Source organism: Halobacteriovoraceae bacterium (genome assembly GCA_020635115.1).
GTDB lineage: Bacteria > Bdellovibrionota > Bacteriovoracia > Bacteriovoracales > Bacteriovoracaceae > JACKAK01.
The window spans coordinates 336,348-351,472 of sequence record JACKAK010000002.1 but is presented as its reverse complement, the minus strand read 5'-3'; the positions used below and the strand labels follow the sequence as shown (position 1 = coordinate 351,472).

Genomic DNA, 15,125 nt, shown 5'->3' with positions numbered 1-15,125 from the left:
CCTTAAAAAATGGATACTTGTCCATTCTAGTTTATGAGTTAGAAAAAAACCATACCTTTTTTATGCCAACGGCCAAAGGTAAAAAAATAAATCTCTCTCCCAACATTTCCCTATTCGACTTATAGGGTAATAAACTTTTGTTCCCTAGGGCCATCTATTAAATTTTACCTACTAAGTACGAACTGAAGATAGGGCCATAACACATATTGAGAATAATGTCTATATATACGCATAGTTAGAGGCAATAAATAAAGAGATTAACATTACGCACATTACGCGTAAGTGCAAATAATCTTTGTCATAAATGAATAAAATAGTGATACTGGCGAGATTTAATAAGTATAGACAACTTTTTATGGGATTTTTTAAATGGCAATTTGGTTTAATAAGAATTTAAGTCTCGAAGACATAAGGAAAACTGAAAGAGGTAACTCTTTAGAATACTTAGGTTTTATCTTTACTCAAATTACGGATTCAACTCTAAGTGGATATATGGAGGTTTCACCCAAAACAATTCAGCCTTTAGGACTTTTTCATGGAGGTCTCAATTGTTTTATGGGAGAAACTCTAGGTAGTTGTGCTTCAAATTTTTGCTTGAACAATAAAGAGCAAATTGCTGTTGGACTTAATATTTACACAGATCATCTAAAAGTAGTTACAAAGGGACAAGTAACAGGGACAGCAAGACCCGTGCATCTCGGTAGAAGTACTCACTTATGGGAAATTAAAACATTTAATGAACAGGGAGATGTAACTTCTATTTCAAAACTTAAGACTTTTATAAAATGTCTTTAATATGTTCAAAACCGCACATATATACTTTCTCGGCCAACTCTTTTACCCAGGCAACTCTGGCCAGCACTGATGGAAAATTTTCTATTTTAATAGCAACAGTTTGGTCTTGGGCCAAATAGGTTGTACCAGTAAATACTAGACAAGAACCGTTAAATGACAAATTAACAACAAGACCTATTAGATCCTCTTCTTCCACTGGTCGATCGTCAGTAAAAGAAACTTTCACAGGCCTATTTTTGTCTGACTCATATCTTACAGATTTTCTAATTCCGTCCATATCAACATATTAGCTCGAGAATATATTAATTGAAAATGGGAATATATTTACCCAAGAAAAAGGTGATCAATTCCCTTCTGTGAAATCATCCTCCCCCTAGGAGTACGAATAAGAAATCCCTCTTTTAGGAGAAAGGGTTCATAGACATCCTCTATTGTTGTCCTATCTTCAGATAGAGTCGCGCAAAGGGCCTCTATCCCAACTGGTCCACCTGAATAGTAATCGTTAATAACATTTAATATTTTTCTATCCATTCGATCTAAACCGCAAGAATCAATTTCTAAAAGCTTCAATGCATTCATTACAAAATTTTCAGAAACTGCCAAAGTGTCATTTACAACAGCAAAATCTCTGACTCTTCTAAGTATTCTGTTTGCTATACGAGGTGTTCCTCTAGAACATTTGGCCATTATATTCAGAGCATCTTCAAAAAGCCTTAGCCCCATTTTAGAAGCATTATTTTTAATAATTTTTGATAATTCACAAGGTGAATAAAAATCAAAATGTAAATGGGCCATAAATCTATCTCTAAGGGGATTTGATAGTAGTCCTGATCTCGTTGTAGCACCGATTAGACTAAAGGGTGCAATATCTATTTGCATCGTTCTAGCACTTGGTCCCTGTCCAATAAGAATATCAAGTCTAAAGTCTTCCATAGCTGAATAAAGAATTTCTTCTACTGAAATATGCATACGATGAATTTCATCAATGAAAAGAACATCTTTTGGAGCTAAGTTTGTTAGAACTGCTGCTAAATCACCTTTTTTTTCAATCGCCGGGCCTGAAATTACATGTAATTCAGTTCCTAAATGTTGTGAAACGATCATGGCCAGAGAGGTCTTTCCTAAACCTGGAGGGCCGGACAAAAGTATATGATCCATGGCCTGGCCACGCTTTTTAGCTGATTCCACCATAACTGAAACATTGTCTAAAATTTTCTTCTGTCCAACATATTCACTGAAATTTTGAGGACGTAGTTGAACCTCGTATTGGATTTCTTGATCATTAGTTTTTTCATCAAATATGTTTTCATCAAACATTTAAAGTTCCTTTAAGACTAAGTGAACGAGTTGTTCCGCTTTTGAAATATTATTTGACTCTAGAATTTTTCTGGCCATAGGTATAATTTTTTTCTCTGAAAAACCTAGTTCTGTACAGGCCAAAATGGCCTCATTATATATTTCAGAGTTATTCACAGTGTAATCATTTTCTATAAGACCACTATGATCTGTGTTTTTTTGTTCAATGAGTATATTTTTAGGAACGTATGAATATCCAACTGTGTACATCTGAATTCTATCTATTTTATTCTGGAGATCTAAAATGATCTGTGCTGCAGCTTTTGTTCCTATTCCCTGAGCAGAAGAAAGCTTTTTTTTATCTTCAGATTTGACAGCAAAAATGAGTTCTTCAACATTTAAACTTGAAAGTAAAGAATGAGCGGATTTTGGTCCTACACCTTTGACAGAAAGAAGGAGTTCAAAAATTTTTTTTTCTAATAAAGTAGAAAAGCCATAAAGGTCTTCTGAAGTTTCTTTAACAATATGTGAGATAAAAAGTTCAATAGATGCACCTTCTGAAAATATCTTATTACAAAATATTTGGTATCCTACACCACTTTGTGTCTTTGCAATAAGTTCAACACCATCACAAAAAAGGACAGTTCCTTGAATAAAACCTATCATAATATACCTAAATTTTATGGGCCAAGGAGGAAGCTAAAGATCTGCTCCCTGTATTTAAGGGCCGTTTATTTGACTGAGACTTTAAATGAAGTGCATGGCAAAGAGCAATACTTAAAGCGTCGGATTCATCATCTGTTTGAAATTTATAGTTTTGCAAGTCTTTTGGAAAAATCAACCTTAGTGATTTTTCAACAGACTCTTTGGTAGCGTGTCCATGTCCACTAACTGATGACTTTACCAAGTTTGGAGAATATTCAAAAACTTGAACTCCAGGAAAAGCGGCCAGGATGGCCCCTCTGGCCTGCGCTAATTTGGCAAGGGAGTTTGGATTTTTAATAAAGACTAACGATTCAATGGACACAGCATCTGGTTTATAGATCTTTTCTAATTTCATACAAAAATCAAAAATAATGGGTAATCTTTCGGCTATATTTTGCTTTTTTGGAAACTTTTGTACTCCAGAATTAATATATCTCACGATGCGACATTCAGATTTAATGATGGCATAACCCATTTTCAACGATCCAGGATCAATCCCAAGAATTTTCATTTTTTACCTTCCAGGGTAAATTATAATTAAGCACTATACCTTTGTTTTAGGATTTGCCCTAAGTAGAACAACGCGCTTCCTCCAAGAAACTGAACAAGTTCCATTTTACCATAATCTCCTTCAGATAGACCTGAAAAAAGACAGATCCCCACTGAAGAAAAACCAACAAGTTGCATGCCAAGACCAATATAAAAAGACATCATTCATCCTTTATAGAACTTTGTTATCACTACATCGTGCTTAGTATTGTGTCAAATTTGAAGTATAAAATTGTAATGTAGAACTTGTAGGGCGAAAATCTTTCTGCTAAATTCATCTGCACAGGATTATTCATGGAAAATTTACTTCTCTCAAAACCTATTAAAGAAAAGAGAACAGTCGAGCTTGCCCAGGAAGTGGAAAAACTTCTAAAGGGTGGAATCATTCCAAATCTAAAAGTCATTCTTGTTGGTCATTACGCTCCGAGTTTAATCTATACCCGAAATAAGAAAAAATTCATTGAGAGTATTGGAGCAAAATGTGAGATTTTGCATCTTAAAGAGTCGACTTCAGAGGACGAACTAAAAAATCTCATCAATCAACTCAATTTAGATCATTTGGTCCATGGACTGTTTGTACAACTTCCACTTCCAACACATCTTCAGAAAATTGATGTTGGAAATTTGATTGTGAATGATAAAGATGTTGATGGCCTATCATCTTTTTCATTTGGAAATCTTTTAAACGGACATCGAGGTGATCATTCGCTTATTCCCTGTACTCCCAAGGGCATTATTGAAATTCTTAAATATTATAAGATTGAATTAACAGGAAAAAATGTTGTCATTATTGGTAGAAGTGCAATTGTTGGAAAACCATTATCTCTTTTAATGTGTAACTATGATGCGACAGTAACTCTTTGCCACTCTAAAACTAAAAACCTAAAAGAACATACTCTTAAGGCCGACATTATTATCTCTGCAATTGGGAACCCTCGATTTTTAACAAGTGAATACTTTAGCAATAATAAAGAACAAGTTGTTATTGATGTAGGAATTAATCATGATGAAAAAGGTGTTCTATGTGGGGATATTGATTTTGATAGAGTGCAACCTCTTGTAAAGGCCATAACTCCAGTTCCAGGCGGAGTAGGTCCAATGACAATTCTTGGACTTGCTCAAAATCTAATACTAGCGGCAAAAAATCAAAGTGAGAAAAAATGAATCTTAAAAAAACTTCATTATTTGAAGAACATGTAAAACTCAATGCCAAAATGGTCCCATTTGCAGGTTATTCAATGCCCGTTCAATATACATCTGTTAAAAATGAAGTGTATGCAGTCAGAAATAACTGTGGTGTCTTCGATGTTTCACATATGGGAGAGTTTTTCGTTACAGGTAAAGATGCAATTTCATTTGTTGATTATCTTATGACGAATAGTTTTGCATCTGTGCCAATGAATAAGGCCGTGTACTCACCTCTTTGTAGACATGATGGTACTATCATTGATGACTTCATTGCGTACAAATTAACACCTGAAAGAGTTCTATTGTGTGTAAATGCATCAAACATAGAAAAAGATTGGAAATGGATCACGTCTGTTCAAAATGAAAAACAATTCGATATCGAACTTATAAATTCCTCGGCTGAATATTCTCTGCTCGCGGTCCAAGGTTCAAAAACGATAGAAAATCTTGAAAAAATTGGGCTCGAAATTGAACACAATTTACCTTACTATAGTGCAACTGAAGGACACTTTCAAAACTCTCTGGTAATTATAGCTCGAACTGGATATACGGGAGAAGATGGCTTTGAGATATTTATAAAAAATGAGATGGTTGAAACTATTTGGAAAAAGTTGATTGAAAATAAGGTTATCCCCTGTGGATTGGCCGCAAGAGACGTTCTCAGGTTAGAAGTCTGTTATCCGCTATACGGGCATGAACTCAGTGATGATGTTCTTCCTAACGAATGCAATCTTAACTGGACGATAAAACCTGAAGGGAGAGATTTTATAGGAAAAAATTCAATTTTAAACTCACAGCAGAGGTCAAAATTAGTTAAAATTTCACTGGATAAGGGAATTCCAAGAGAAGGTTATCCCGTGACACTTGAAGACAAAACAAATATTGGAGTGGTAACTTCTGGAACAATGTCTCCAACACTTAATAAGGGAATTGCTTTAGCAAGATTAAATATTGAAAAATTTGATTCAACTAAACCCATTTTTGTTGATATAAGAGGCAAGTTATTTCCGGCAAAAATTCAAGTTAAACCTTTTTATGTATTAGGAGCAAAATAAATGTCACACAAAACCCCTGGCCAATTACTATATACTAATGAACACGAATGGGCTCATATAGATGGAGATATCGCCACAATTGGAATTACTGATTTCGCCCAATCTTCTCTAGGCGATATCGTTTTTGTAGAACTTCCTGATGTGGGAAGAGTTGTTGATCAAAATGAGACCTTTGGTGTCGTAGAATCTATTAAATCTGTTAGTGACCTGTACTCTCCACTCAGTGGAGAAATTATAGAAGTAAATAATGATATTGAGTCTTCTCCAGAGCAATGTAATCAAAATCCCTATGATTCATGGATAATAAAGATAAAACTTTCAAATGAAGATGAGGTTCAAAGTTTACTCAGTTCCTCGGATTACATTGACTTATGCAACGAGCTATCTTAAAGGCGTTAATTTTTTCAATATTAGTTTTTGAATACATATTTTTTTTATAATTTTTAAATAATTAGAAGTGAGATTCGTTTTTCACTTTACGAAAGATGCCAAAAACCCCATACTTCGGCCATCAATCTAATTAGTGAATTATTTGCGACTATGATAGACAATAAAGAATCCATTCAACTGCTTAATACTGCAATCATTAAAAGCAAAGAAAGAAAAATCGATGCTTCATATGAGGAACGGTTAGAAAAGACATGTGCATCGCCTTCTGTTAGTGCCTTAACGATGGCCATAGACTCACTGGCCGAGTCTCAAAAAATATCAAGAGATCAAGCGGCCATACAGATTATTGAAACTATTCGTGAGTTAGACAAAATCTGGAATGACTATGTCATGATGGAAGGTATTTCACAACTTAAAGATATGCTAAAAAAACAATAGCATTTCAATTAAATTGAAATGATATATCTTGAATAAAAATACTCATCTGCCTTTAAAATTTCTGAAAGATTCGCTTCGTCCAAAAGATAATATAAATTATTTTTTTCAACAGTGGCCATAAAAGATTCAATAAGCTCTTCTCTTAACTCATTATTTTGGATTTTCATCGTTTCTGTTAAAGCATTTTGAAATGATTTTCCATTATAAACACCATAAGAGATTTCTTGCATACCTACGGCCTTAGTTCCATAGCGTAAAAGACGATAGGTTGCTTTAAAAATATTGAAAAATTCTTGAACTATTGCAGTTAACAGACTTGGATTTTTTAAGATATGCTCTTGTTCATTAATTATTTTGTTGTATGAAATAAAACCTCTTACAAATCTATTGATAAAATCCTTTCCTATTAGTTCAACTAAATCACTATGTACAAGTTCATTTTTAATTTCTGGATAAACTTCATGTAGGGCCTGTATAGTACTTAACATTTCAGTGTGAGCACTGTATAGGTCCATTGAAATAATAGGTGCTCCATCATTGCTAAAGTTTTTAAAAAATAATTCTTTAACATTTCCATTATTTACATATTCCCAACCATCATTTCTGTATCTGAAGTTTTCTAAACCAATTAAAGTATCCAAATATGATACATTAAACTTTATTCCACCTGAAGTTATACCTCTATCAAGACTTCCCAATTGTTTTAATTTATAATCTAAAAGATCCTGGGATAGGCCTAAGGCGTCTTTTGAGATCACATCGATTCCAATATTTTTATCAAGAGATGTTTTAAAAATATAGCGAATGTTTACATACAATCGAATAAAATCATTTATTGAAGCTTCTTGTGAAAGTTGGATATTTCTTCTAAAAACCTCGACTACTTGTTTATTTATTTTTCCCGTAATTACTTTTTCAAGAACTCTATAATGACCAACATTTAGAATCTCTTTTTTACGATCAAAATACGCAGTCTCAAATTTGGATATTGCACTAAAAAAACGCTCACTTTCAAATTCATCAATTTTTAAAGATTTTATTGCTTTTTCTAAGTCCTTATATTCTCTCATTGTTAGAATATCAGATGAAAATAAATTTCTAAAATTATCTGCAACAGTATAGGATTCAGATATGTTAATTAATTCTGAATATTCATCCTCAATTTTAGTTAAAAAATTCTGGCGATAAAAATTTCTTTGTTTGTTTGCCAAAATCATATCCGAAAGCTTAGCATCCTTTTCAAGACCCTTTTTGATTTTTTTTACAATTTTGTTATTATTAAAAAACTCTATGGGATTAAAAGCATGGGCCTGACCTAAGAAAATACTAAATATTATAAATAAACTTAAATATAAATTGCTCATAATAACCTCAAGAATTTATTATTTGTAAGATGTCTAATTATCATAAAACATTTGTGAATCAAGCAGACTATGTCGAAATTATATAGTTTTCTCAAAAACTTAAACAACATACACCTAGACGCAGAAAACAATTTCACTTAACTATTTAAAAATTAAAAACCGGGAGTTTTAATTCCCGGTCAGTAGTTATTTATTATTTTTTTGGTAGATATTCCTCGTTGAAATAATCAGATTTAACAATTTTTGAAATCCTAGAGTCATCAAAAAGATAATGTAATTCATTTTTATCAACAGTATCGATAAAAGAGGCAATTAATTTCTCTCTAGCTTCCTCAGATGGAGAACTATCGAGTACTGCATTTAAAGTCTTTGTATAAGATGTTCTACTATTATAACCTTTTGATGCAACTGTCTTTGTTACTTCTATTCCTTTGAGATGTTTTACAATTGTATCAATAATTCTTAGAAATACTTCGGTGTAGTGAGATACAAATGTTGCATTTTTCATAAGGCCTTGTTCGCTCACATTTTTTGAAAATGCTATAAACGTTTGAGCTACTTCAGGGATAAACTCATCATTTACTTTTTTAAGAATTTCAGAATTGTAAATCGACTTATCTGCATATACATGTTCTAGCATTCGAAGAGTATCGTTCATATCCACAAAATTTTCAAATAAGTCACTGCTTGCAATTTCTGTAACTTCACTTTTACTTGATACGATTGATCTAACAGTTTCCCATTTTCCATCATTTTCAACATTAAAAAGTGAATCAATATTATTTTTATTTAAAACAATCCCTTTTGCTTCAAGTTCTTGTACACTCATACCATTTTCAATAATTTTAAAATCCAATACTTCATTTGTTAAGTCTAAAACTTCATCTGCCACAAAACTCGGATTTGTCCTATGCAAATTTCGGACGCTGACATAAAGTTTAATAAAATCTTCAACTGGTTCTTCGATTTCAGAAGAAAGAAGTCTTTTCACTTCATTATTTACCTTTGAAGTTATGGCGTTTTTAGTTATTTTAATAATTTGCTTATTATTTGATACCTTTAATACCTCATTGAGCTCTTTATGGAAGTTTAAAACTGTTTGGTTAAAATTTTTGGCACTAGAATCTATTATACTAAATCCTCTTAAAGTATTTTCAAAACTCTCCAATTTCCAGTTTCTTAGCTTTAAAAGTTGAGCTGATGCTCTTAATTCATCTCTGATTTCAATACCAGAATTCCAAAAACCATTATAAAGCCTTTCAGCTTCAATGTATGTTTTTCTCATCTCATCATAAGTGATAAAGCCTTTTTCTTTGTTTTTCAGTTCAACAACTGCTTTTTTATATGCATTTAAGTTTTCTGAAATAATTTTCTGTTTTTCTTTTATTGTTTTTTGTTCTTCATATGTATTCCCAAATTTTTTGACAACTGTTGGTTTTTTAATTTGAAGATATGATTTTGCAAAAATTTCAGTAACCGTTTCTTTACCTGTAATTTTGTCGATAGTGCCTTTTGATTCAATCTCATGAAGAGCTTGTGCGAATTCAGAATAGAATCCAGATGATGAGGTCATTCTATAATGTTCAGATAGGTAATCAACAAGAAGATGCTCATATTGATCAGCGTATAGTACAAAAATTTCATCTATTTTAGTTAACTCGTCTACATATTTCTCACTAAGATTGATCGCAATTTTATCTCCGTCAACCTTTGCGCCAATTCCTTTCAACTTTTTTTTAGGTATTTCAAGTTTCAAAGAATTTAAAAAATTGATTTGTCTTTCAAATCTTTCTTTAGTTAACCTATCAGTTTCTTTTCTTAGTTTGTAAGCCTTTACAATATTAGACTCACCTTTCATGCTTTCTTTTACTGAATTTAATATATTATCAAACTCAGAAAGTAATTTTCCAGAAGCATATGTAGAAGGAGAGATGTTCATACCGATTACAAGTAAACCTAAAAGTTTTGTGTTTATCTTTTTCATAATTCCTCACTTTGTCAGAAAAAAATTTGTTTGTTTTTCGAACAGAGTATAATCAAAAAATAAATCTATGGAGGATTTTTGTAAAAATTACAGTTATGAAAAATAATTGATATATTTTCAAACATCTAAGCGCTTAATATTTTTAAAATATAAGTGAAGGGATTTGAATATAAATCTAAACATGAAATGAATAATGAGTATTATTTTTTAAATATTCTAGAATTAAAAATGTTTTTAAAGATTGTGAAAATTGATTCTAGGAATTTACCACAAATCCCCATTCTATAACAGCGCTTCCATTTTTTACTAATTCCTGAGGAGGATTTGGAAATGGCCCTGCTTTGTTAAAGGAATCTACTGCTGCTTCATCTAACTCCCTAATTCCGCTAGAGCTATTAATAAGTACGTTTATAATATTTCCCTTTGAATCGAGAACGATCCTAAGTGAAGTTATAAAATTCTCACTGGCCGGTAGTCTTCCGCCCCTGGAAAAAAGTCTTCTGGCCTTTTGACGAATATTTCTTCCCCAATGATTTTCTAATTGTTTACGTATACGATCATAAAAAGAAAAATATTTAAATCTTTTTGTATTAAGTTCTGTAAAGTCACCCAGTGGAACATCTTCCACAAAATCACTCGTTGATGACATTCCTCTCGATTTTAGATCTCCATTTTTAAGACCCTTTGCTACCGATGATGTTGGTTGAACTTTAGGAGTTGGTACCGCTACATCCATTGCCTGTGTTAATTGTGCTAATTTGGCTAGTTTTGATTCAGGATTAGTATCCTTTTTAGTAATTTTTTTAATCTGAGGAGGTGCGGGAACGCTCACCTTTTCTTGCCCATCTCTTCGACCTATTCCGGCCTTATTAAATTTACCAGTACCAGCAGCAACACTTTCCTTCGAGACAGTTCTATCAAATTCACTTAGATATTTAGTGTTATCATTAATCTTTTCATTGCCTTTATTTTCAGTTTTTACAATCTGTCTTTTTTTCCTATCATCATTTGGAGCGAGCTTTACTGTGATTGTTTTACTTTTTTGTTGATTATAACTACCAAGCTTATCAGTTTGAGATCTTTCATGTATATTTATAAAAACAATAACGATATGAATAATAAGGGAGATGACAAGTGTTTTCTTGAAGGATGCATTCATTTTTCTTTTAAGTCCAACACCTGAATTCATATTCACCCGTGGAAAAAGGTCCTACGACCTTAACTTATCGACCAAATGTGCACTTTTTTTACTAATTTAAGAGCTCATACCTTTGAAAAAACTATTATATCATATTCTGGATTAAGGAGAATCAAATTAAGAAATGTCTAAACTTTAGACAGTCCTGTAATTATAATGAGTTAAGAATTGATATATACAAATACTATTCATTATATATATCATCATACCAAATAGTTTTATCCCCATCTTTGATATTCTCATCGCCATTTGCATCTAATTGATTATTAATAATCTCATCAGTTTCCTCAACAGGGCCTGTACCGCTGACAAAAGTTTCCATAAAAGTCGTTTTAGTTTGGTCATTGGCCAACTTTCCAGTCTCCTTATCGATAAGTATATTTGTCACACCTTCAGGAATTACAAATTCACTTTCTCCATATTTTCTAACAACTTCAGACATATAATCTTTCCAAATAGGAAGAGCAGCTCGAGATCCACTTTCAGCGTAACCTAATGTTTGATTATCGTCGAAACCTGTCCATACTCCTGCCACGATGTTACTTGTAAACCCTACAAACCAAGCATCGACGAAACTATTAGTTGTCCCTGTTTTGCCCCCTAAAAACGTGCTTACTTCTTTTGCATTTTTTGCAGTTCCATGTAACACAACTCCTCTTAAAAGGTTTGTCATTATGTAAGCAAGTCTTTTGTCATAAACTTGATCTCCTCCAAGAGAATCAAGATAAGGATTTGATTTGATTGGTTCTTCAGGTAGAATCTCTTTTTTTTCAATTTCCTCATTTTCCGCAGCTTTAAGTAAAGGAGCCCCTTTTTCTTCAGTTTTCAATTTTTCATCTAACTCATTGACTTCTGTCGGATAAGTAGTACCAAATCTATCGATAATAGATTTTATAAATTTTACTTTTACTTTCCTTCCACCATTAGGAAATATCGCATAAGCAGAAACGAGTTCTTTCAAATTGACACCAAATGATCCAAGTGCAGATGTTAGGTCCTCACCAAGTTCTACATTCAGCCCTATTCTATCAACAAATTTTTTGATGTTACTTAGACCAATTTTTTCAGAAAGTTTTATGGCAGGCACGTTCCTAGATTGTTCTAGTGCGTTCCGATAAGTCATGGGTCCTTTAAACTCCCCATCATAATTTCTAGGTTTCCAATTCAATGACTCATCTACTCCACTAAGCGCCTCTGGAGAATCTAATATTATACTTGCCGGAGTAAAGCCTTTTTCTAATCCTGCTGCATATATAAATGGTTTAAAGGCCGACCCTGGTTGACGATTTGATTGAATCGTTCTAATAAACTTTGAGTTGTTAAAATCGGCTCCTCCAACGAAAGAAATAATTTCTCCATTCAGAGGATCAATTGAAAATAGCGCTGCTTGTACATCGGATTGTTGTTCAAGTCTCAAGAGAGGCATTTTTTCAGTTTTTAATTTTTCTAGTAATTCTTTTCTATTTTTATTTCTGTTGAAAAAAGGATCTTTAAAATCTTTATACAATCTAAAGCTCAATGATTCACTTTTTTTCTCGATTTGTACATAGACAATGTCCCCTCTTTTTAATATTTGAGAAGGTCTAACGACATAACTCCAAAAATTTTTCTCTGAATCAAGTACTCTTTCATGTGCCCATCTAAACTGTTCGTAGGGTATCATCCCATGAACTCCAGCAAGGTTTACGTAAACCATCCTAGATGAATCATGTACCTTTATTACAACGGCCTTATAATCTTTACCTACTTCAAGTAAATCTAACATTGGATCATTTGAATTCCATTCAAAATCATTTGAATTAATTTTCTCAATACTTGAAAAATAATCATTTTTAACTTTTAAATATTCTTCTTCATTATATTCAAATTCATATTGTTTTTTACTGTCTCCATCCAATATGAAGTATTCAGACTTCTCTTCGAGTAAATTTTTTCTATATTCAATAATAAATTTTTCAATTTCTTCATCAGTTTCTAAATGTTGTAACGGACCTTTAAAACCTTGTCGTTTATCAATTTCTTTAACACCTTGAGCAATTGCTATCTCTGCCCTATTTTGCAGATCCCAATCCAGGGTGGTTTGAACAATAAATCCATTTTCCTTAAAATTATCTTCTCCTACAATATCAACAACTTTTTGACGAATCCATTCAGTAAAATAAGGTGCTTTAAAAACACTTCCTTCTCTAGTGAAATATTTGATTTTTTCTTGTAAAGCCAATTTATATTCACTTTCAGAAATTTTTCCTGTTTCAAACATTCTTTTTAAAACATAGGCCTGTCTTCTTTTTGCATACAGTGGATTTCTATAGGGAGAATATCTTCCTGGAGCAACAAGTAGACCTGCAATCATAGCAGATTCGGCCACACTGGCCTCACTTAATTCTTTTCTAAAATAACCTCTAAATGCTGATTTAACTCCGTAATATCCACCTCCTAAATAGACCTGATTAAGATAGAGAAAGAGTATATCTTCTTTTGAAAATTTTTTCTCAATTTTTTGGGCCAATAAAAAGTCTTTAATTTTTCGACTTATAGATCTCTCAGAAGTTAATAGTAAAGATTTTGCAACTTGTTGAGTGATAGTACTACCACCCTGTACGACTTTACCCGCCTTAATATTTGCATATAGAGCTCTTAATACGCCTAAATAATCCACTCCAGTGTGTTCAAAAAAAGAGCTGTCTTCCGCCGAAAGAAAAGCATCTACAATTCGTTTTGGAATCTCTTCAAATTTTGCTATCACTCGATTATGTATACCAATTTCGGTAAGAACTGTTCCATCTTTTGCCAAAATTTTTGATGGAATAGGAGGGTGGTAATCGGCCAAAGAACTAATTTTTGGTAAAGTTAATGAGTAATAACCAATTGCAAGCCCAATGATGGCCACACCAACAACCCCAAGTCCAATCAATACGATGAATACCTTAATAATGTTTGACTTCATCTTTTACCTTATTTTTTTCTATAATTAACTCTTTCATTATTGAGTGCAAATTTGCCTTTTTCGACATATTGAGTTCTGGATCATAGCTATTTGTTTTTATATTGACATCAAAGTCTATGATATTGCTTGTTGGAACCACACTTGATAAGTATACAAGATCAACTCCAAACTCTTTATACATTTCCCGTAAGGAATATCTTTCAGCACGAGTTTCATCTAGAGTGTATTCTTTCAAAAGTTCATCAATATTACCTGATAGTATGTTTTTTCGCATCTTTTTGTCATTGATAAAAAAAGTTTTCTCAAAAATCTGAATACTTTTATTAGGAATAGAATCAATAACATATTTTGCAATAAGATTTAGCCAATCTTTTTTATCTTCAATTTTTTCTATCATACTATTAAGTTTAAAAAATACCCACTCCATTTCATCAACTGTTTTTCCTGCTGCATACATTGCTGCTATAAACAGTCCGCTCCCCTCACCACTAACAACATGGGGAACAATCCCATTTTCATTTAGATATTTCAACACGGCGAGATGATAAAAAGTGTTGTACAGACCACCAGAAAAGTAAATACCAATTACATTTTTTGCTTGTTTCTCTAATTCATTTTCATAAAAATAATCTGAGCTGACAGGTACATCATATGTATCTTTGACAATCGCTTCTTGGGCAATTTCTGTCTTGGCCGTTGGAATGGCCTCTGTTTCATCATTAACTATAATTGTAGAAACTTCATTTCTATTTTGTACATTAGCGCAGCTAAATAAAATAAAAACTATAATGAAAAAACTAATCTGTTTCAATATCAACCTCGTTGAGGTCATCGTCAAGTTTTTGAATTTTTTTCTCGGCCTTATCTATTTTGATTTTACAAATTTTATATAGATTGACACCCTTTTCGTAGAGTTTAAGACCATCATCAAGGCCCACGTTTCCAGCTTCTAGTTCCCCAACAATTTTTTCAAGTTCTTCTAGTGTATTTTCAAATGTATTTTCACCGGGCATAAATTTCCAACTCTTTAAACCAACATTTAACCTTGTCTATTATTTGACACATCTTTTTAAGACTTTAACCTAATTGCTCTAAATTCTGAAGGTTTTTGGTGAATTATCAAGAAAAAGTATCCATAAATAGGCAAGATATACCTGGTCAATTTTGCCCGTGTGGAAAATATGGCACCCTAACTGGTAGCATTAAATAGTAACGC

16 protein-coding genes are annotated in these 15,125 nt (G+C 32.5%); 5 read left to right on the top strand and 11 right to left on the bottom strand.

What is annotated here, in order from left to right; all coding sequences use genetic code 11:
* Positions 1-369: 369 nt before the first annotated feature.
* Positions 370-795 carry a hotdog fold thioesterase gene (locus H6622_03985; protein MCB9060665.1) on the top strand — a complete coding sequence of 142 codons (426 nt, stop codon included), beginning with the start codon at positions 370-372 and terminating at the stop codon, positions 793-795.
* Here the strand turns inward: H6622_03985 and H6622_03980 are convergent.
* From H6622_03980 to H6622_03960, 5 genes are read right to left on the bottom strand one after another with little or no spacing between them, the layout of a single operon-like run.
* Positions 779-1,072 carry a hypothetical protein gene (locus tag H6622_03980; GenBank protein ID MCB9060664.1) on the bottom strand — a complete coding sequence of 98 codons (294 nt, stop codon included), beginning with the start codon at positions 1,070-1,072 and terminating at the stop codon, positions 779-781. The genes H6622_03985 and H6622_03980 overlap by 17 nt on opposite strands.
* Positions 1,073-1,119: 47 nt before the next feature.
* Positions 1,120-2,112 carry a Holliday junction branch migration DNA helicase RuvB gene (gene ruvB, locus H6622_03975; protein ID MCB9060663.1) on the bottom strand — a complete coding sequence of 331 codons (993 nt, stop codon included), beginning with the start codon at positions 2,110-2,112 and terminating at the stop codon, positions 1,120-1,122.
* Positions 2,113-2,757, bottom strand: a complete 645-nt coding sequence (locus H6622_03970; protein ID MCB9060662.1) for a Holliday junction branch migration protein RuvA — start codon at positions 2,755-2,757, stop codon at positions 2,113-2,115. It abuts the gene before it with no gap.
* 7 nt (positions 2,758-2,764) lie between these two features.
* Positions 2,765-3,307 (bottom strand): crossover junction endodeoxyribonuclease RuvC, encoded by a 543-nt coding sequence (gene ruvC, locus H6622_03965; GenBank protein ID MCB9060661.1) that lies wholly within the window; start codon positions 3,305-3,307, stop codon positions 2,765-2,767.
* 26 nt (positions 3,308-3,333) lie between these two features.
* Entirely contained in the window at positions 3,334-3,507 is a 174-nt protein-coding gene (locus H6622_03960) for a hypothetical protein (protein ID MCB9060660.1), read from the bottom strand.
* Between the two features lie 132 nt (positions 3,508-3,639).
* Between H6622_03960 and H6622_03955 the strand changes: the two genes are divergently transcribed.
* The 4 genes from H6622_03955 to H6622_03940 all read left to right on the top strand — a co-directional run bounded on the left by H6622_03955 (position 3,640) and on the right by H6622_03940 (position 6,416).
* Positions 3,640-4,509 carry a bifunctional 5,10-methylenetetrahydrofolate dehydrogenase/5,10-methenyltetrahydrofolate cyclohydrolase gene (locus tag H6622_03955; protein ID MCB9060659.1) on the top strand — a complete coding sequence of 290 codons (870 nt, stop codon included), beginning with the start codon at positions 3,640-3,642 and terminating at the stop codon, positions 4,507-4,509.
* Positions 4,506-5,588, top strand: coding sequence for a glycine cleavage system aminomethyltransferase GcvT (gene gcvT, locus H6622_03950; GenBank protein MCB9060658.1), 1,083 nt, complete (start codon positions 4,506-4,508; stop codon positions 5,586-5,588). Before H6622_03955 ends, gcvT begins: the two co-directional genes overlap by 4 nt.
* Positions 5,589-5,978, top strand: a complete 390-nt coding sequence (gcvH, locus tag H6622_03945) for a glycine cleavage system protein GcvH (protein ID MCB9060657.1) — start codon at positions 5,589-5,591, stop codon at positions 5,976-5,978. It abuts the gene before it with no gap.
* A 150-nt stretch (positions 5,979-6,128) separates the two neighbouring features.
* Positions 6,129-6,416 (top strand): hypothetical protein, encoded by a 288-nt coding sequence (locus tag H6622_03940; GenBank protein ID MCB9060656.1) that lies wholly within the window; start codon positions 6,129-6,131, stop codon positions 6,414-6,416.
* Positions 6,417-6,424: 8 nt separating this feature from the next.
* Here H6622_03940 and H6622_03935 read toward each other — a convergent pair whose 3' ends face one another.
* From H6622_03935 to xseB, 6 genes are all read right to left on the bottom strand, one after another.
* Positions 6,425-7,780 carry a hypothetical protein gene (locus H6622_03935; protein MCB9060655.1) on the bottom strand — a complete coding sequence of 452 codons (1,356 nt, stop codon included), beginning with the start codon at positions 7,778-7,780 and terminating at the stop codon, positions 6,425-6,427.
* Positions 7,781-7,973: 193 nt separating this feature from the next.
* The gene (locus tag H6622_03930; protein ID MCB9060654.1) at positions 7,974-9,764 is read right to left on the bottom strand and encodes a hypothetical protein; all 1,791 of its coding nucleotides are present in this window, start codon (positions 9,762-9,764) and stop codon (positions 7,974-7,976) included.
* Positions 9,765-10,020: 256 nt separating this feature from the next.
* A complete protein-coding gene (locus tag H6622_03925) occupies positions 10,021-10,953 on the bottom strand; it encodes a TonB family protein (GenBank protein MCB9060653.1) in 933 nt (310 codons plus the stop codon).
* Positions 10,954-11,146: 193 nt separating this feature from the next.
* On the bottom strand, positions 11,147-13,909 hold the full coding sequence (locus H6622_03920; GenBank protein ID MCB9060652.1) for a PBP1A family penicillin-binding protein: 2,763 nt from the start codon (positions 13,907-13,909) through the stop codon (positions 11,147-11,149).
* Positions 13,890-14,720, bottom strand: a complete 831-nt coding sequence (locus tag H6622_03915) for a hypothetical protein (protein ID MCB9060651.1) — start codon at positions 14,718-14,720, stop codon at positions 13,890-13,892. The genes H6622_03920 and H6622_03915 overlap by 20 nt, the downstream gene beginning before the upstream one ends.
* On the bottom strand, positions 14,707-14,922 hold the full coding sequence (gene xseB, locus H6622_03910) for an exodeoxyribonuclease VII small subunit (protein MCB9060650.1): 216 nt from the start codon (positions 14,920-14,922) through the stop codon (positions 14,707-14,709). The genes H6622_03915 and xseB overlap by 14 nt, the downstream gene beginning before the upstream one ends.
* Positions 14,923-15,125 lie beyond the last annotated feature (203 nt).